General features: G+C 28.1%; 14 protein-coding genes. All 14 read left to right on the forward strand.

Annotated elements, in window-relative coordinates; translation table 11 throughout:
• Positions 1-3 precede the first annotated feature (3 nt).
• The 14 genes from csrA to AC27L2_RS07560 all read left to right on the forward strand — a co-directional run bounded on the left by csrA (position 4) and on the right by AC27L2_RS07560 (position 19,669).
• Positions 4-240, forward strand: coding sequence for a carbon storage regulator CsrA (gene csrA, locus AC27L2_RS07495; protein WP_487211105.1), 237 nt, complete (start codon positions 4-6; stop codon positions 238-240).
• Positions 240-959 (forward strand): response regulator, encoded by a 720-nt coding sequence (locus AC27L2_RS07500; RefSeq protein WP_487211106.1) that lies wholly within the window; start codon positions 240-242, stop codon positions 957-959. Before csrA ends, AC27L2_RS07500 begins: the two co-directional genes overlap by 1 nt.
• A 9-nt stretch (positions 960-968) precedes the next feature.
• Positions 969-1,823, forward strand: a complete 855-nt coding sequence (motA, locus tag AC27L2_RS07505; RefSeq protein ID WP_487211107.1) for a flagellar motor stator protein MotA — start codon at positions 969-971, stop codon at positions 1,821-1,823.
• Positions 1,823-2,644 carry a flagellar motor protein MotB gene (locus tag AC27L2_RS07510; protein ID WP_487211108.1) on the forward strand — a complete coding sequence of 274 codons (822 nt, stop codon included), beginning with the start codon at positions 1,823-1,825 and terminating at the stop codon, positions 2,642-2,644. Before motA ends, AC27L2_RS07510 begins: the two co-directional genes overlap by 1 nt.
• A 3-nt stretch (positions 2,645-2,647) precedes the next feature.
• A complete protein-coding gene (locus AC27L2_RS07515) occupies positions 2,648-3,052 on the forward strand; it encodes a response regulator (protein WP_487211109.1) in 405 nt (134 codons plus the stop codon).
• Positions 3,042-3,695, forward strand: coding sequence for a response regulator (locus AC27L2_RS07520; protein ID WP_487211110.1), 654 nt, complete (start codon positions 3,042-3,044; stop codon positions 3,693-3,695). Before AC27L2_RS07515 ends, AC27L2_RS07520 begins: the two co-directional genes overlap by 11 nt.
• 48 nt (positions 3,696-3,743) lie before the next feature.
• Entirely contained in the window at positions 3,744-4,391 is a 648-nt protein-coding gene (locus tag AC27L2_RS07525; protein ID WP_487211112.1) for a hypothetical protein, read from the forward strand.
• Between the two features lie 9 nt (positions 4,392-4,400).
• The gene (locus AC27L2_RS07530) at positions 4,401-6,257 is read left to right on the forward strand and encodes a PAS domain-containing sensor histidine kinase (protein ID WP_487211113.1); all 1,857 of its coding nucleotides are present in this window, start codon (positions 4,401-4,403) and stop codon (positions 6,255-6,257) included.
• Between the two features lie 13 nt (positions 6,258-6,270).
• Positions 6,271-8,103, forward strand: a complete 1,833-nt coding sequence (locus AC27L2_RS07535) for a hypothetical protein (RefSeq protein WP_487211114.1) — start codon at positions 6,271-6,273, stop codon at positions 8,101-8,103.
• 124 nt (positions 8,104-8,227) lie between these two features.
• Entirely contained in the window at positions 8,228-9,526 is a 1,299-nt protein-coding gene (locus AC27L2_RS07540) for an RraA family protein (RefSeq protein ID WP_487211115.1), read from the forward strand.
• Positions 9,526-12,192 carry a CmcI family methyltransferase gene (locus tag AC27L2_RS07545; protein ID WP_487211116.1) on the forward strand — a complete coding sequence of 889 codons (2,667 nt, stop codon included), beginning with the start codon at positions 9,526-9,528 and terminating at the stop codon, positions 12,190-12,192. Before AC27L2_RS07540 ends, AC27L2_RS07545 begins: the two co-directional genes overlap by 1 nt.
• Before the next feature lie 22 nt (positions 12,193-12,214).
• Positions 12,215-13,285: a rhamnosyltransferase WsaF family glycosyltransferase gene (locus tag AC27L2_RS07550; protein WP_487211117.1), complete on the forward strand. Its 1,071-nt coding sequence runs from the start codon at positions 12,215-12,217 to the stop codon at positions 13,283-13,285.
• Between the two features lie 10 nt (positions 13,286-13,295).
• Positions 13,296-18,143 carry a rhamnosyltransferase WsaF family glycosyltransferase gene (locus tag AC27L2_RS07555; protein ID WP_487211118.1) on the forward strand — a complete coding sequence of 1,616 codons (4,848 nt, stop codon included), beginning with the start codon at positions 13,296-13,298 and terminating at the stop codon, positions 18,141-18,143.
• Positions 18,144-18,145: 2 nt separating this feature from the next.
• Positions 18,146-19,669: a glycosyltransferase gene (locus tag AC27L2_RS07560; RefSeq protein WP_487211119.1), complete on the forward strand. Its 1,524-nt coding sequence runs from the start codon at positions 18,146-18,148 to the stop codon at positions 19,667-19,669.
• Positions 19,670-20,004: the final 335 nt, after the last annotated feature.

Below are 20,004 nucleotides of genomic sequence, written 5' to 3' on the forward strand. Positions count from 1 at the left end.
ATTATGCTAATACTATCAAGAAAAACAGATGAAGAAATTAAAATTGGTCCGGATATAACAATAAAAGTTTTGTCAATATCTGAGAATCAAGTAAAAATTGGAATTACAGCACCTAATGATATTCAAATTTACAGAGGTGAAGTTTATGAAAAAGTAATTCAATATTCGATGGAAGCATCAAAATCAAGTACACAGGATAAAGTTGACTTATCGAAATATAAAATTAAAAAGGTAGAATAATGTCAGTGCCGTATGACGACAAGGTTAGAATTCTTGTAATTGATGATTCAGAAGTAATTCAATCGCTGTTCAAAAGTTTTTTATCTGATTATGATATTGAAGTTATCACATGCAGCGATGGATTGGAAGGTATTCAAAAAGCAATTGAATACAAACCTAGATTAATTTTTGTAGATATAATGATGCCTAACCTTGACGGCTTAAGAATGATAAAAATTATAAAAATGCTTGATGATTTTAAAAATATCCCTGTTATAGTAGTAAGTGGTCATACTGATAAAAAAAATGTAATTGCTGCAGTTGAAGCTGGTGCTGTTCATGTAATTTCTAAACCTTTGAGTAAAAAAGTTCTGTTAAAAGGAATTAGTGAAGCACTTGGAAAAGATTTTTTAATGAATATTAAAAGAGAAAAATCATTAAGCAATTTTGACAAGAAAGAAATATTAGAAAGCATGAAGAAATTTTTCCTTGCAAATGTGCAGCAAAAATTAAAAGTATTTGAAGAATCATTGAATGCCAAGAATATTAATTTACTCAAAACAGTAGCGCATGAACTCAAAGGTTCAAGCGGAACACTTGGATTTAATATTATTTCGAATTTATGCAAAACAATTGAGGATTTATTGAACGAAGAAAATATTGACTGGATTGAAGTTTACAGCAAATATCAGGATTTAATTCACGAAGTAGAAGTTATAGAAATATTAAACTCAAAATAAGGGAGAAAAATGTTTGTAATAATTGGAATTGCTGTAGTTATCGGCTCAGTAGTAACTGGGTTTTTAATTGCTGGCGGCAATCTTGTACTGTTAATTCAAATTTCAGAATTTATTACAATCGGTGGTGCAGCAATAGGCAGCATTTTAATTTCTTCACCGCCAATTCTATTAAAGAAAATTATGTCTCAGCTTCCATTATTATTCAAAGGTCATTCAACATCAAAAGAAGATTATATAGAAATGCTGAAAGCATTCAGCACGCTTTTCTTAACCGCTCAGCGCGAAGGTTTGCTTGCCATAGAAAAACATATTGAAGCACCAGAAAAAAGTGAAATACTTTCCAAGAGTAAAAGTTTTATTGAAGATCCAGTTAAAAGAGACTTCTTTTGTGACACAATGAAAGTTATGCTTGCCGGTTCTGTTCCGCCTCATGAACTTGAAAATATGATGGATGCAGAAATTGAAACTTATGAAAATGAAAATAAACCAGTTTCTGAAACGATTGGAAGAGTAGGAGATTCTTTGCCAGGATTAGGTATTGTTGCAGCTGTTCTTGGAGTTATCATTACAATGTCTTCAATTAATGAAGGTGCTGAAGCAGTAGGTCATCACGTTGCAGCAGCTTTAGTTGGTACTTTCTTAGGTGTGTTACTCAGCTATGGTTTTGTTAATCCTATTTCTGCAAATCTTCATCATATTGTTAGCGACAGAATTCAGGATTTAATAATTATAAAAACTTTTATACTTGCTTATGTAAAAGGTAATCCGCCATTTGTTGCTGCTGAAATGGCAAGAAGAACAATTTATTCTGACCATAGACCTACATTTCAGGAATTAGAAAACGCATTGCGAGGTAAGAAATAATGCCTGAGGTTGCAAACAAAAGGCCCACAACAAAACAGGAGCAGCCACCACCTCCTCAGGAAGTTCATTTTGATGAACCACCAATAATTAAAAAAATAAAAAAGGGTCATGGTGGTCATCATGGAGGAGCTTGGAAAGTTGCTTATGCAGATTTTGTAACTGCAATGATGGCTCTTTTTATTGTACTATGGGTTTTGGGACAAAGTGAAGAAGTCAAGCAAGCTGTTGCTGCTTATTTTTCAGACCCGATTGGATTTTCTACAAAAAGCAAAAATTTATTTGATGGCTCTTCATCTCAAATGCTTGATTTGAAATTGCAGGAAGAAATGAAACAAAAGGAAATGGAAAAACAGGAACTCGAAAAGATGGCAGAAAAGATTAAAGAAGATTTATCTCAAGATACTGAATTAATGAAGCTCTCCGATCAAGTAAAAATTGAAGTAGTTAAAGAAGGCTTAAGAATTGAACTTGTTGATTCTGCTAACGACATTTTTTTTGAAATTGGTACTGCAGAACTAAAACCAGAAGCTCGCAGATTATTACTTAAAATTGGTTCTGAAATTTCTAAGCTTAAAAATAAAATCATAATTGAAGGACATACAGACTCTCGTCAATATCGTAATGATGGAACTGGTTATACAAATTTTGAATTAAGTTCCGACAGAGCCAATTCTGCAAAACGTGCTCTTGTGGCAGGAGGAGTATCAGAAAAACAAATCGATGAAATTCGTGGTTATGCTGATACACGACTGCGTGACCCAAACGACCCTTACAGCTATGTTAACAGAAGAATAAGTATTACATTAAAATATACAAGATAAATTGTGAAGAATAATCATAAAATATTAATCATAGAAGACGATAATATATTGCAGGAATTTTATCGTATACTTTTTCGTAAGCTTGGACATGATGTTATTATTCTTGAAGATGGAGAAAAAATTATTTCAACAATTAAGAATGAAAAAATTTCTTTGATTATTATGGATATTAATTTAAGAAATACTTATCTGAACTCAGAAAAATATGACGGTATAAAATTGTCAAGATATATTAAAGAAAATTTTAATAATTTAGTTTTACCTATTATATTAGTAACTGCATATTCTCCAAATTATTGTGGAGATAATCTTTTAAGGGAAAGCCTTGCAGATGATGTAATCCTGAAACCAATAATCAGTTTTGAAAAATTAATTCAAAAAGTAAATAGGTTTATCAATGAAAGATAAAATCTTAGTAGTAGAAGACGAAAAAGATACACGGTTCATCCTCGAGAAATTATTGACACGAAACAATTATGAAGTAGTTACTGCGATTAACGGCGAGGATGCACTTGAAGTCTTAAAAACATTTTCACCAAAAGTTATTCTTGCAGATTGGACAATGCCTGTGCTTGATGGTTTGGCTTTGTGCAATATTTTAAAAAGTGATGAAAAGTATAAAGGAATTTATTTTATCATTTTGACTGCACGTTCTTCATTAAAAGATAGAATTATGGGCTTGGATATTGGTGCTGATGATTTTCTTGTTAAACCAGTAGAAAATCAGGAATTGCTTGCAAGAATCCGTTCAGGCATTAGAATTTATAATCTCCAAAATGAACTTAAGAACGCTGAACATAATAAAGCTGTAATTGAAATGGCTTGCACAATTGGCCATAAAATTAATAATCCATTAAGCAGTCTTGTGCTTTCTCTTAAAACTATAGAAAATGAACTTAGTGAAGAAGAAAAAGCAAAATTATCTGAAGAATTAAAAACAATTAATGAATCTGTTGATCGAATAAATAAATTTGTCCAGCAATTAATTTACCTGCAAAATCCTCAGTTGATTGATTATGTGGACGAAAACCGCATGATTAAAACAGATTGAGATTAAAAAATATGCCTTTTCCTTCGATAATAAGGTGGAGGAGAAGGCATGTTGGAAAAAGTTGTAAATATTAGCCCAAATTCAGACTATAAAAAGTCTGCAGGCAGTCCAAAGTATTATAAGAAAGTAAATTCTTATACATACTCATCCAATCCAATTAATGACACTGCATTGATTTCTCCTGCTACAGCGCTTCTTGCAGCTTATGGCTGGAAATTAAAAAAAATTAATCAAGAAGCAGATAAAGTTCACATCATTTTTGAACTTGATGGATTTGAATTTGACACTACAGTTGAGTTAAATCAACTCAATAAATTCAGAAACATTGAATATAAAATTAAAAAAGATGTGCTTGGTTTTGCAGCAGAAATTGTTGTTGTAGTAATACTTATTGCTCCAATTAAATTTAATATGCATGAAAGCGATTTTGATAAAACACTTAATTCATTAACTGAATTCTTCGAGCAATTTAAATCACAAAGTGTTAAGAAACCGAATGTTATAACTGACCAATATACCATTGATTCACTGGTAAGTGATTTCATTGATTCATTAAATAAAGAATTTAATTATATCAATGATTGCTTGATAAAATTTTTGGATAAGTATGCTTCATTGAAAATTCATCATTTACAAAATGGTGAGTCAAGAGGTGAACAAGATGGTATATTAATTAAAAGTATACACATAAAGTGATTCTTGATTATGCCTGAATGGACTAACTTCAATGAAAACTTTGCAAATTCCGAAAAGGAATTTTTTAATTATAAAGAACTGCCTTCCAGCAGAGCAATTGCTATTGTATCTCATTTGCTCGAAGTTGTTTACTGCAATACAGCATTTAAAAATTTATTTCGATTGAATGTAAATGATAATTTGCAAAGGCTTAATCCATCATCAGAATTTTTGGTGTTTGTTAAAGGATTTGTTGAGAGCAAATATCGCAATCTAACGGCTGACCTTTCCATTAATACAAATCTTAATACAAATAATAATACTTATCAAGTTGGCATAGAAAGAATTCTTGTTTTATCTCACGAATATTTATTAATTACTGTAGAATCACTCGAGCAAAGAAAAATTATTGAAAAGAAAATTGATTCACTCCATCATGCGCTTGATTATGGCAAAGTACCAATTATAATTATCAATAATCAAAAAAGAATCAGTTATGCAACAAGTTCATTTGAAGAAATATTTTCACGAGGACTGGATAAACTTTTTAATGTAGAAATTACGGAGATAATGAAAGAATATTTAAGCCAGAATGATTATGAACTTTTATCTCTTGCATTAAACAATGGGAAATTCTGGAAGAAATTAGTTGAAATAAAAAAGAGAGGTGAAATTCAATACTGGGATTTTACGCTTCAGCCTTTTTCTCCAATTGATTCTTTCGAAATTAATTTTGTCCTAAGTGCAAACAATCTTACAGAACATATCTATCAGAAAAAAATTATTGAGGAATCTGAAAAGAAACAGAAATTAATAATTGAAAACATTTCTGATTTGTTGTTGATTCTTAAATCAATTGATAATCAAATATACTTTGAAAATGCAAACGACAACTTTTGCAAATTATTTAATCTTGATAAGAGCAAGCTATATCTTCAAGTAATAAATGATTATCTCCCCCCTCAATTATTTGATATTATCAGCCAGAATATAAAACTGCTCGAAGAAAGTGAGGATTCATTCCAGCAATTTTTCTATCATCATTCATCAGGTCAACATTTTAACTGCAAAATTACATCAACGCATCACAATGGGAATGGAAGTAAAATTTATATAATTACACTTAAAGATATAACAGACGAAACAAAATACAGAGAACAGCTTGAAAAAAATTATCTGAAAGAAATTCAGCTTAACAAAATGAAATCTGCTTTCATTGCAAATATATCGCATGAAATAAGAACACCATTTAATGGAATTATTGGCTATTCTGAAATTATTGATGATTGTTTGGCTGCTCAGGATTATGTAGCAATAAAAGAATTAATGGATTCAGTAAAAGAAGTTTTAGGCAGAGTATTAAACGCCTTTACAAATATTGTTGAGTTAGCACAAATTGAATCTGACGAAGTTGAACTTGAAATGGTAATCCTGAATTGTAATCAAGTTCTTAGACAGGTTTATGAAAAAAGATTAAATGAAGCAGAAAAAAAGAATCTTACTTTTAAGCTCGAGCTGAGTGATGATGAAGCTTTAATTGAAATTGATTGGATAAAACTGGAAAAAATTATCGATTTGCTTATTGATAATGCTATTAAATATACTTCTTATGGATATGTTTATTTGGCATCAAGAAATTATCAAGATAAAGTAGAAATTATCATTGCAGATACGGGAATTGGAATTGATAATTCTCAAATAGAAAGAATATTGCTTCCATTCAGTCAAGAAATTGAAGGCTATACAAGACCTTATGAAGGAATTGGTCTGGGTTTAACAGTAGCATATAGACTTACAAAATTAATGGGTGGAAATTTTGTAATTAACAGCGAAAAAAATAAAGGGACAGAAATTATTCTTACTTTTCCCAAAAAGAATGTTTTATAAGAAAGCATAAAATATGATAGAGCAATTAGAAAAAAATAATTATACAATTAAAAATGGAGAAACTGCATTAACCACTTTTTATAGATTGGGTAAAGACCATTTTGATTTAACTATACATGCAGATTTTGATTTTATTACAAGCATCAAAGAAAATATAAAAATACTTGCATTTGATTTGCCTGATGAACTAAAGGAAGTTTTTATTCCATTTTCTAATGCACCTGTATTCTGGATTTATGATTCGTGGTTATTAAATCAAATAGAAGAATTTATGAAGGTTAACTTTTCAAGAGTAAAATATCTTGACCTTCATAAATCAATAAAGGAAAACTTTACCAAGTGGGCAACAACAAGATTAAGAAGTGAACGAGAATATTATGCAAATCTTATTATAAATTTTATTGAGCGTGATGTTTATAAACATAATTTCTTTAAGCATATAATTCATGCAATAATATTGACTTATCATAATAGTCTATATAATCCAACAAAAGCAATTGAACTTTATAATTCTGTTAAAGAAATTATAAATACATTAAGATTATCAGACGATGTTAAAAAAGAAATTAATTACATAATGAACTTATTTACAGGGTTTGTTTATCTTAAGGAAAAAGATTATGTAAAAGCAAATCAAAGTTTCAAAGAAGCTGTTGATATAAAATCCAGCGGAATTACTGCTAAGATTTATATTGCACTTACAGAATTAAAAATGGGGAATGATGAAGTTACTTCTTTTTACATTAAAGAAATCATCTCGTATGATTTGCATCGATTGCTTGTTGCACTCGATTTAAGCAACTTTGGAATGTTTAACTACTTTTTGATGAATGCATTTATCAACAATATTTTTTATGAAAAAGATTTTGCAACAGCAGTTCAACTGATTGCAGGTGTGCTTCAGCCATATCGACTCGCAGAAGAAAATTCAATTAACAAAATAATGCACAAATTAAATTTGCTTAAAGAAAAACAGGTCAAAGAATATTTTACAGATGATATTTTGAAAAGCATAAACTTTTTTGAGAAACTTACTCAATCTTACTTAAATTCTACAAATACATTAATCATTGCAATGTATCCTGAATTTGAAAGGAAATACAATCAAACGATTGACTTGATTATTGGACAGATGAAAAAATTGGTATTTGAAGAGATTGAAAAAAAACTTGCTCAGTATGACCAATATATAGTTGAATATGCTCAAGAAGAAGAAAAGTTAAGAAAGGAACTAGACAACTTTCACATTAAAGCAAAAGAAAATCTTGAGAAGGCAATAAAGAAAATTAATGACAATTACGAAAGTGAAGTAAAGTACTTAGAAGAACAAATTGCCAGAATTCCTTTCATTGAAAGATTCAATCCTGGGAAATCATTTTCTGCTAATATGTTGAACAATACAATTATTGCATTCATAGTATTTATAATTGGAGGATTAGCAAGTTATTCAAACAGAGTAGTAGCAGATGTATCAGAATTTAATTCAATTTTGGGTTATGTGATATTTTCTGGTTTCAAATGGGGACTAATTAGTTTTATTGTAGGAACATTTATATCTGGAATTATAGCAGGCTTAGTATTAATTGACCGTGCAGAAGAAAAGCAACGACTTGTAAAAAGAATAAGCATATTAAAGAATAATAGAGAACAATTGATTAGAGAAACAGAAGAATACATGAAAGAAAAAGAACGTGCGACAGTAAATAATATTAACAGCAACATAATGCAATATCAAAAAAGGATAGAAGAATTGAAAGAAGAAAAAGAAGTCGAGAGGGCAAAACTTACTGCAGAAGCAGAAGAACAAATAAAAAAATTCACAGAAGAATTAGAATCCGTCCGATAAACCGTACTGGTTAATATTAGCCAATCTTACAGATACAACCATTTTTTTGTAGAAAAATCTTTATTTAAGATAAGAATTTATTGGTATGTAAATTGACTATTTATGTGAAAATTTTACTATTAATATGAAAGTTGCGGCATTTTTACCTGCTAAAGGAAATAGTAATAGAATCCCTAATAAAAATACAATGCTCCTTGATGGAGAACCACTTTTTTTAAGAAGCTTAAAAAAGCTAATGAGTATACCTTTAATAAATGAAGTATATCTTGATACAGAGTCTTATGAAATAATAGAATTAGCATCAGAAGTTAAGTGTAAAATTTTACACCGAGACCCTGAATTAGCTACAAATAAAACAGATGGTAATCAATTATTCTATAATGAAGTTTTACATACTGAAGCAGACATTTGTATTCAGCTTTTATGTACCAGTCCATTTATAAATGTTTCAACTATAGAAAGAGGAATTAAAATTTTATTAAATGATTATAGGTATGATTCTGTAGTAGCAGTTAGAAAAGAAAAGCAATATCTATGGAAAAATGGAAAGCCGATGTATGATATTAACAGAATTCCTAATAGTATAGATTTAGATGATACTATTATAGAATCCATGGGTTTATATATTGTTCGTAGAGAAACTGCATTGTCTACTAAAAGAAGAATAGGTAATAACCCTTATCTCCTTGAATTGAATCCTACTGAAAGTATTGATGTAAATTGGCCTGAAGATTTTGAATTAGCAAATCTTATTGCTATTGGATTAAGAGAACAAGAGAGAAGATTATTCAATAATCTTAGACTATTACTTTCAAGTGCATTATTATCAGATATTCTTGATGATTTGAATTTAACTGGGGTGCTTTCTAGTAAGTTTACCTTAAACATACCAAATGCTAAAGTGTTAGGTAGAGCAAAAACACTACAAATTGATCTTTGCCCAGATGATGAGGATTATAAAAAAATATATGATGGGCTTAATTTATATGACCATGTAGTTTCGAATGATATAATTGTAGTTGCTAATAAAATTCCTGATTATGCTTTTTTTGGGGAATTAAATGCAAATTTGGCACTTAGAGCTGGTGCCTCAGCAGCAATTATAGACGGTGTTACAAGAGATACCCGTGAGACATCTGATATGGGTTTTCCAGTTTTTTCAAAAGGCAATTATTGCAAAGATACCCGCAAGCGGGGAATTGTAACATCGAAAAATAAAACAGTTGTTATTGATGGAATAAGTATTCATAAAGATGATTTAATCTTTGGCGACAGAGATGGTATTGTAGTTATTCCGAGAAAATATGAAAATTTAATTTTAGAAACTGCATTACAGAAATTACAAAATGAAAAATTGATTTTAATTGATGTTGCAAAGGGGATACAAACTAATGAACTAATAAATAAATACGGGTTATTTTAATGAATATTAAATCTGCTAATAATACATGTCTAATCAGTTGTTTCCTTCCATTAACAAAGGAAAATATAAGTTTATGGGAGAAAACTAATGCATTACTTAAAAATCATAATATAGATTTGATATTGATAACAGCTGGAGAGGTAAAAGATAATTTTGAATTTCCTACGATAAATGTACCAACATTTTTACATCAATTTAATGAGAAATTTGAATTCGATTCATACACTAATGAAAATTTAGATGAGGAAGATTTACTTTTAATAGAAAGAGATATGTTTTGGAGCAATGTTGATATTACTAAATATGCTAACCATTATCTGGGATTTCTAAAATGTAGGGAATTTTACAATCAGTTGATAAATTTTATAAGTCCATCAATTGCATTTCTTTGGGGTAATTATTTAGCTCAATCTGAAATATTTAAAAAGTTACTTGATGATTATCAAATACCAAACTTTTACCTTGAAAGAGGATTTTTTACCGGCAGCATTATGATCGAAAATTTGTTAAATGAAAAATTAAAAGATAATATTAATTGTAAAGAAAAATATTCTAATCAAGATTTATATAATGAGATTAAAAACTTTTATATCAACACCAATCAAACTAAATATCCAATAGAGCAGGATCATAAAATAGAAGAAAGCATTTTGAAATTAAAAGAACACAAAAAAATAATAAGCTTTTTTCCCAATCCCGATCATTCTTTATTTCCAAGAGAGCATAATTTATCAAAAGAAATATCGCCAATATTTCACTCCCATATTGAAATGGCTAATGAATTGGCAAAATGTGTAGAACAATCAGAAGATTTATATTTAATAATTAAAACTCATCCGCTCGATAATATTTCTAAGTTCAAGCATCTTGAATCAAGTAATGTATTGGTTAATGATAAAATTTATTTTCGAAACTTATTTAAGAATTCTGATTTATTAATATTTACTACAACAACTTTACAATATGAAGCTTTATTTTTTGATAAACCTATTTTATTGCTTGCTAATAGTGCTTTGAAATATAGCAACATTCCTTATACAATCAAATCTAAAGAAGAACTAAATGATACGATAAGAAATATTTTAATGGAGAAAAAGAATGTTGATAAAGAAAATTTAAAAAAGAATTTTGTTTATAAGATACTAGAGGATTATACTTATTTCTATAATATTGAATTCCCATCTTGTAAAAAAATAGAAGATTTTTGTGGGTTTATTGTTAAAAATGTAAAACCCGAAAAAAGTGGGAGTGGTTCAGTAATTAATAAATTAATTTCATTTCAGGGTTTTGTTAATCTTAGAAGGTGTAAAAATGATAGTAACCCAATTATTACAATAAATCATTCTTCACAATTAAGATTTTATAATGAAAGGTATAAAACAAAAATAGAAAATTATTTTAAGGATATAGATAATTTCATTGAATCAAAAATAGAAATTGGGGATTTATTTGATGTAGAATTTATTATTAGCTCTTTAAACGGAACCTCACCTTATGTGGATAAAAATGGAATAATAAATAAATTATTAAACAAAAGAAATTTATTAGTAGATAAAAATAATTGGACTGCAAAAAATAGTGCTGCATTTCTATTGGAATCAGAAAAATTAATTGAAAAGAATAATATTGATTTAGCAGAAGAAAAAATCAAAAAAATACTTGATATAGAACCACATCATATTGAAGCTCTCAATGATTATGGTGTTATACAAGTATTAAAACATAATTTATTATACGCAAAAAAAATTTTTGAATGGATATTAAAACTTGACCCATATAACCAGTTAGCAAAAGAAAATTTAACCTATATTGACCAAAATTATACAGAAGCTGAAAAAGAAGATGAAGCATTATTGAATTATAAGTATGTAAATACAAAAAAAATTTCTGATAACAATTCCATTAAAAATAATAATTATCGCTCTTTGAAATTTATTAATAGAGAACATAGAAGATACTTATGGTATAAATTAGAGCACAATAATTTTGTTCCAATTTGTTATTTATTTCTTAGTGACGAAGAATGGGAAATTATTGAAAGTTGGTTTGATGAAAGTGAAAAAGTTTCTCTAATTGAAGAAGCCCAAGTCCCATTTATTTCTTTTCTTCAAGGAATAATCATGGGAAATAAGATTGATAGAATAGTTCAATTAGGTACATATGCCGGCTTTTCGAGTTTATTAATAGGATTTATGTTAAGAAAAATGAATATTAAAAATGGTTTCATTTCGTTTGATATTGATTCTCAATCAACTGAATTTGCTCAAAAATATGTTAATCTTGCAGGATTAAATGAATACGTAAGATTAGAATTAAGTGATTCAACAAAAAATAAAACAGCTAATATAGCAATATCACATTTCAATGGTAAACTACCCAAAATGGTTATTATAGATTCTTCTCATCAGAAAGATCAAACGATAGAAGAATTGAATTTATGGTACAAACATTTACTAAACGGTGGATTAATGATTTTTCACGATTCAAGTGATTTTGCTAAACAGTGGGATTCGACACAAAAAGGTGGAGTTAAAGCAGCATTAGATGAATGGTTAAATAATAATTCACAAATAAAGTTCATTAATATTTATAATTCTCCAGAGTCATTAAATAATGAAAATTATGTTTATCAAGATATCAATGGTATAGCAATTATTCAAAAATAAGCAATAACCAGGTATAATAGATATGAAAAAGAAAATAGCTTTTTTAGTTCCAAGTTTAATTGAAGGTTCAGGTGGAATAGGAAATATCTTTAATTTTATGAATTATTTAGTTGAAAGGGAGTATGAATGTCATGCTTATATTGAAGGTAATGAAAATGTTTTTTATTTAAGGGAATTAGTTGAAAAATATTTTAATGCTAATGGTATTATAATTCATTCTGGATGGAAAATTGAAGAACAAGCTGATTTGGTAATTGCAACAATCTGGTATTCTGCAAAGGTAGTTTCAGATTTACCATACGACTGTTATAAAGCCTATCTTGTTCAAGATTATGAGGCTCTCTTTAATCCGATGGGAGATGGTTTTTTATTAGCTGAATACTCATACAAATATGGCTTATATACAATGACATTAGGGAGGTGGTTATCAAAATTTTTAAATGAAAAACATGGAATTAAAACTATGTTTTATGACTTTACAGCAGATAAAACTATTTATAAAAAAGATAATTCGATTAAAAAAGATGAACTATCAATAGCATACATTTTCCAGCCAGAAAAACCACGGAGGTCCTATCAAATTGGGTTATCATCTTTAAAGATATTAAAGAAGGAATTACCTGAATTAAAAATTTATCTATATGGCTCTAACGAAAAAGTTGATGTGCCATTTGAACATGTGAATTTAGGGATTTTAAAATTACATGAAATAAGTGAATTATATAACAAATGTAGTGTTGGTCTTTGTATTAGCTCATCCAATCCTTCTCGTATCCCATTTGAAATGATGGCTTGTGGTTTGCCAGTAGTTGATGTTTATATGGATAACAATCTATATGATTTACCAGATTCTGGAGTATTATTAGCTCAACCGTTTCCGAATTCTATTGCAAAAGCCTTGAAGAAAATTCTTTTAGATAATGAATTGAAGAAAAAATTATCTGAAGGTGGAATAAATTTTATGGCAAATAGGCATATCATTAATGAGTTTGAGCAATTTGGTGACATAATAAAATCAATCTTCAATAATAATTTTGGCAACAATACTATAAATCAAATTTCAAAAATTTATAATAAGGCTCCAATTATTTAGAGGTCAAAACATGAAGAAAAAAATCGCTTGGATATTACCAAAAATTATAGAAGCTTCTGGGGGATTAAGAACAATTTTTACGAATATTAATTATTTGATTGAAGAAGGTTATGAATGCCATGCATTTATAGAAGGAAATACTAATATCAATGAACTAGAATCCATTATTCATGATAATTATAAAGTCAAGAATCTAATAGTTCATTCAGGATGGAATATAAATAAGAATTTCGATTTGATATTTGGTACAATGTGGCACACAATTTATTTTTTAGAAAATTTAAAGTTTATTGGTAAAAAAGCATATTTTATTCAAGATTATGAGCCTTATTTTTATCCTATGGGAGGACAATATTTACTCGCTGAAAATACATATAGATTTGGGAATTATCATCATATCACAGTCGGTAGATGGTTAAGTTATAAATTATTTCATGAATATGGTATTGAATCTAAGATTATTGATTTTTGTGTTAATACAAACATTTATAAACCTGTGAAAGAAATTCAAAAAGAATTTGCTGTATGTTTTATATACCAACCGGAAAAGCCGCATCGCGGACCTCTTTTGTCTATTGAGTCAATGAAGATACTTAAAAATATTTTCCCTACATTAAAAATTTATTCATACGGCACAAAGAATATTGATGCATTACCAAAAGATTTTATTCATTTAGGAATATTATCTCCAGATCAAATAAATGAATTGTATAACAAGTGTATTGCTGGTTTATGCATTAGCTCGTCCAATCCTTCAAGAATACCATTTGAGATGATGGCTTCGGGGTTGGCAGTGGTAGATATTTATAGGGAAAATAATTTGTTCGATATGCCCGAGGGGGGAATCTTATTAGCCGAATCAACACCTGAATCGATTTCTAGTGCATTAGTAAAAATAATTTCTGATTCATTATTTAGGGAAGGATTAGTTAAGAAAGGTTATGAATTTATCTCTCATAAAACACCTAATCTTGAGAAGAAACAACTTATTGAAGCTGTAGAATCTATTTTACGAAGTAAATCAAGTAAGTATACAGTTCCTAGTAAATCATATAAATCAAAAGAATTTACTAAAAATGATTTAGGAGTAATTCCAAACACTAAACAATATGAATTATTAACATTTGATATTTGGGATACTGTTCTTAGAAGAAAGTGCCATCCAGATGAAATAAAACTTTATACTGCAAGATATGTTTGGTTGAAGTATAGAAAATTTATTAAGTATGATTTTACCCAAGATGATTTATTGCAGAAGAGAATTTATTGTGAAAGATTAATTGGTACACAGCAGAAAAAGAATGGATGGGATGATGAATATAATATAGAGGAAGTATTTAAACTTTGGTTAAAAGAAATTTTTATTGATTTACCATCGGAAGAATTTTGTTCAGAATTTGTTAAAGAATTGATTGCATTGGAATTATCATTCGAATTAGAAAATTCATACATCGATAATGAAATCATAGATAAACTAAATTCGATAAATGCTAAGTACAAAATATTTTTATCTGACTTTTATATGAGTGGTGATCAAATTAAATATTTACTTAAAAAGAAAAATTTTCCTGAAAACTTAATAGTGGGGTATACTTCATCTGACTTAAAACTTAATAAAAGAAGTGGCAAAATTTATGATAAAATTGAAAAATTATTTAATATATCACCCTTACATCATATCCATATAGGTGATAATTTGTATTCTGATTACTTTGTTCCTTTAAATAAAGGAATAAGCGCAGTTTTATATTTAAACAAATTGGAAGAATCGAAACGAAATAAACATAGCCGTTTTTATAATCGTAAAATTGACCTAACATCATACTTCATAGAACTTCAAGAAAGTTTTAAGAAACTAATAAAAGAAGATTCAACGAATATAGTCAATGAATTATACAATATAGGGTTAAATACTTCTGTTTTATTGTTTAATTTCATCCTTTTTATTACTGAAGATATTGTATCTGAAGGATTTGATAAAATATATTTTTTTACTCGAGAAGGAGAATTCTTCATAAAAATTTATAATTTGATTAAGCAATCAAATCTTTTTGATTTTGATTTACCCGAGGCACACATACTTGAAGTAAGTCGCTTATCTACATTTGCTCCATCAATTAGAGAAATAACAACTAATGAATTTATGCGGATTTGGAATTTGTATTCTATTCAAAAAGTAAGTGCTTTATTTAAGTCTCTTAATCTAAATGTTGAGGATTATAAATCTTTATTATCAAATTATCATTTGGAACCAGAAACAGAAGTGGTCTATCCATGGGCTGATACAAGAATAAGAGCATTATTTGCAGATTATGATTTTAAGCAAAAATTAACTAATGAAATATCGAAACAAAAGAGTTTGTTACTCAAATATTTTAAATCAAAGGGAATAGAAAATAATGGAAGCAAAATTGCAGTAGTAGATATAGGATGGCGTGGAACTATACAAGATAATTTATCATACATTTTTGATAAAAATACTTTTTATGGTTATTACTTTGGATTGTTAAAGTTTCTAAATATTCAACCAAAGAACTCAATTAAAAAAGCATTTATAATTGACCAGAATAAAGATCATACTAAATTTGATAGTATTTTAAACTATGTATCTCCAATAGAAATGTTATTTAATTCAGATGGTGGAAGTGTTAAATACTATTATGAAGAAAATTCAAAGGTATTTGCAAAGAGAAAAATCGATGTAGGAGAAAATAATGTATATGCAAATTATACGTATTATTTTCAAGAAGGAATTTTATCAGCTATAAAATATTTATGTGAAAGTGCTAGGAGATACTCACTCGCAAGCAATGAACTAAAAATGAAATCTATTGAAATTTTACAGAAACTAATAAATGATCCACCAGAGATTTTAGCTAAAGCATATTTTAACTTAAATCACAATGAAAGCTTTGGTGTTGGTCAATTTGAGGATAAAAGTAAATTTTTAAATCAGAAAGAATTAATAGTTGAAAAATATCTTAGTGGTAATTTTTCTGATTTCGAAAATTATCTTAATAAGACTACATGGCCTCAAGGATTTTTGAAACTATGTAATATTAAGTACAATTATCACGATTCATCTTATCCAAATTTTTTTATTATTACTCCTCAAGAAAGAAAAGAACTTAATATGTTTTATAATAGAGCAATCGAATTGTATATCAATAGGAATTACTATGAAGCTTTAAGATTTGCATTAAAAGCACTAGCTAAGGATCCTAATAGATTATCCACTTTATATTTGCTTTATAATATTAGCAAGAATATATCAATGAAAGAGGCTGTACATTATTTAAAAAAGATTTTGGATTTATATGAAGAAGAACCATTTGCAAATAATGAATTAGCAAGAATATCTTTTTCCATAGGGGAATTAGATAAATCAATTAAATTTTTGCAAAAAATTAAAGACCAAAATTATAAATTAGCATTTATTAACCTAAGTAAAGCTTATCTTAAAAAATTCCTTAATGAATCAAATCATATCCATTCAATATTATTAGAAGATGTTTTTAAGAATTATGCAGAAGAATTAATAGAAGATAAAAGTTATATTGAAAATATAACTAAACGAAAATATATGAGTTTAATTAAAGAGAAAAATATTACAAATACTAATAATTCTAATCATGATCATAATGTTCAAATTTCGGTTTTAGTTGCCACTTATAATGGGTTAGATTATACACAAAAGTTTATTGAATCACTTTGTAATTTTACAGATATGAATTTTGAACTGATTATCATTGATAATAATAGCAATGATGATTTTAAAAGGTATATTAAAAGAATTGAAAAAAGACTAAACAATATAAAAGTTATTTTTAATACTGAAAACTATGGATTTCCTCATGCTATAAATCAGGCATTTTTATTAGCATCATCTGATAACTTATTAGTGGTAAATAATGATATTATTTTTACTGAAAAAGCAATCGAAAAGTTATTGGAACTGTTAAAATCAAATCCTCAAATCGGTATCGTAGCCCCAATAAGTAACGAAGTAAGTGGACTGCAAAAAGATGAAAATGCAAAATATAATTCTATCGAAGAAATGCATAAGTATGCTGCAGAAGTAAGAGAAAAAAATAAAGGTCAAATTTTGCATTTCCCCAGAGTCGCTTTCTTATGCACTCTAATTAAACGAGAAGTTATTGAAAAAATTGGTGGACTGGATGAAAGATTTTCTCCAGGTAATTATGAAGATGATGATTTCTGTCTGAGAGCTCAACTTGCTGGATTTAAAACTGTAATTGCTAAAGATGTTTTTATTCATCACTTCGGTTCGAAGAGTTTTAAAGCTAATGGACTCGATGCTTATAAAAAACGACTTGAAACTAACAGACAAATTTTTATCGATAAATGGGGCGCTACACCCGAAGAAATCTGGCTTCAAAATAAAACTATTAAACAACGCCAAATTTATTACCCGATTGATGCCGATTTATTCAAACAATATTTTGAAAGAACAAGAATTCATATCGCAGATAATGAATTGAATCTTGCTAAGGAATCTGTTATTAAAGCAATTGAAAATTATAAAGAAGGAGACGCCAAAATTATTAGTTATGATGAATTACTTGACTTAGCAGGGAATATTTATTTGGCAGATAATGATGTTTCAAAAGCACAGGAATTTTTCGAAAAAGAATTAAATCTTAATCCTCAATCTTCTTCTGCTTGCTATGGTCTTGGACAAGTATTTATAGCACAGGAAAATTATGAAGCTGCAAAAATTATGTTCGAATGGGCTGTGAAAAATGACCCATCAAATAGTTCTGCGAAATCTGCTCTCGAAAAAGTAAATGAAATGCTCGGTTATGAATTATCACATTCATCGCTCGATGGAGGTTGAAAATGGGAACGTTGACTCTTTCTATGATTGTTAAGAATGAAGAAAAGTATCTAAAAGATTGTCTTGAATCTGTTAATGGTGTTGTTGACGATATAGTTATTGTTGATACAGGGTCAACAGATAAAACACTTGAAATAGCAAAAGAGTATAAAGCAAAAATTTATCACTTCGAATGGATAAATGATTTTTCCGCTGCAAGAAATTATGCCCTCCAATATTCTTCAGGCGATTGGATTCTTTATTTAGATGCTGATGAAAGATTAGACCCCAATTCAATTAAAGAATTAAAAAGATTGATTAATGGTGTATCAAAAGCTGGTTATTATTGCACTGTTAAAAGTGTTGATAGTAAAAATGAAAGAGACCACGCAATTCGTTATGTACGATTGTTTAGAAATTCAAAGGAAATAAAATTTACTGGAAAAGTTCATGAACAAATTGTCCCCTCTCTATTAGAAAATAAATATGAATTACATCATTCTTCAATATTAATTAATCATGTTGGATATGATGTAGATAAAGAAATTAAAGAAGCAAAAGCAAAACGAAATTTAGAATTGCTTTTAAATGATTATAATGAAAATAAATCTGCTTATAATGCATTTCAATTAGGACAAACTTATTTTGTTCTTGAAGAATATGATAAAGCTGAAGAATATTTTAATGTGGCACTTGCAAGCAAAGAACTTCCAAATGATTTGAAAGCCGAATGTTATTCTTATCTTGCACAAAAAGCTCATAGAAATTATGATTCGGATAAAGCACAAAAATTCATGGATAAAGCAATAGAACTAAATCCGCGACAATCATTTTATTTCTTGTTTATTTCAAAAATATATTTAAGAAAAAAAGATATTTATAAAGCTAAGTTGTATGCTCAAAAAGCAATGGAGGCAAATAAAAGTATTCTTCAGAATGAAAAAGTAAATTTGCAAACAATTTATGTAGACCCTAGAGAAATAATTTATTATGGACTTAATCTTGCATATCAATCAAATGATAACGACTTGATTGAATATTTTACAAGAGAGCTTTATAGAATAATAAAAGAAGAACAGGCATCAGAAAAAATACAGATGATAAAATTAATGGAAAGTATATTGCAGGGGAGAGAAATTAATCAAGAGATGGCTCAAGTATTATTTAAATGCATTGATAAAAATAATCTTGAATTATTTTTAATGGGAATAAATCGTCAAAAAAATAATTCTATAAAACAGGATTTGTTATTAAAATTAAAAAATAAATTTCCTGATAATGTTGAGATTATAAAAAATCTTGCCTCTGTTTATGATGATAATAATAATACGCAAAGCGCAGTTGAATTATTACAAAACAATATTGAAATAATTAAGAATGACCCCGCAGCTTTATTTTATTTAGCTTCATTTTACTTAAAGATAAACAACATTAAAAAATCATACGAGTTATTTACAATGATTGAAAAGAATTTTTCAAATCTTTTAGATATGATTCCTAAAGTAAGGGCAATAAGACTTCGATTAGAAAATGCTTTAAAATCATGATAAGATAATTTTCAAATCATTTCTACTTATAAATTCCAACCCTTCCTTTCTTGATTTGTTTCTATAATCATAACTACTAACATCATTAAACTTTTTATAGTGTTATACGATAATTAAAGTGAGAAATAAATCTCATTAATTAACAAGCCTAAGCAAGGAAGCTTAGGTAAAATAATAACAAATACAAGGAGGTATTTATGGCATTCTCAATTAACACAAACATTGGTGCATTGCAGGCATACAATGCATTAGCAAAAGTAAATGCACAAACAGAAAAAGCCCAGCTGCGTCTTTCTACATTAAAGAAGATTAACAGTGTAGCAGACGATACTTCA

The organism is Rosettibacter sp. KY25, from assembly GCF_057554405.1.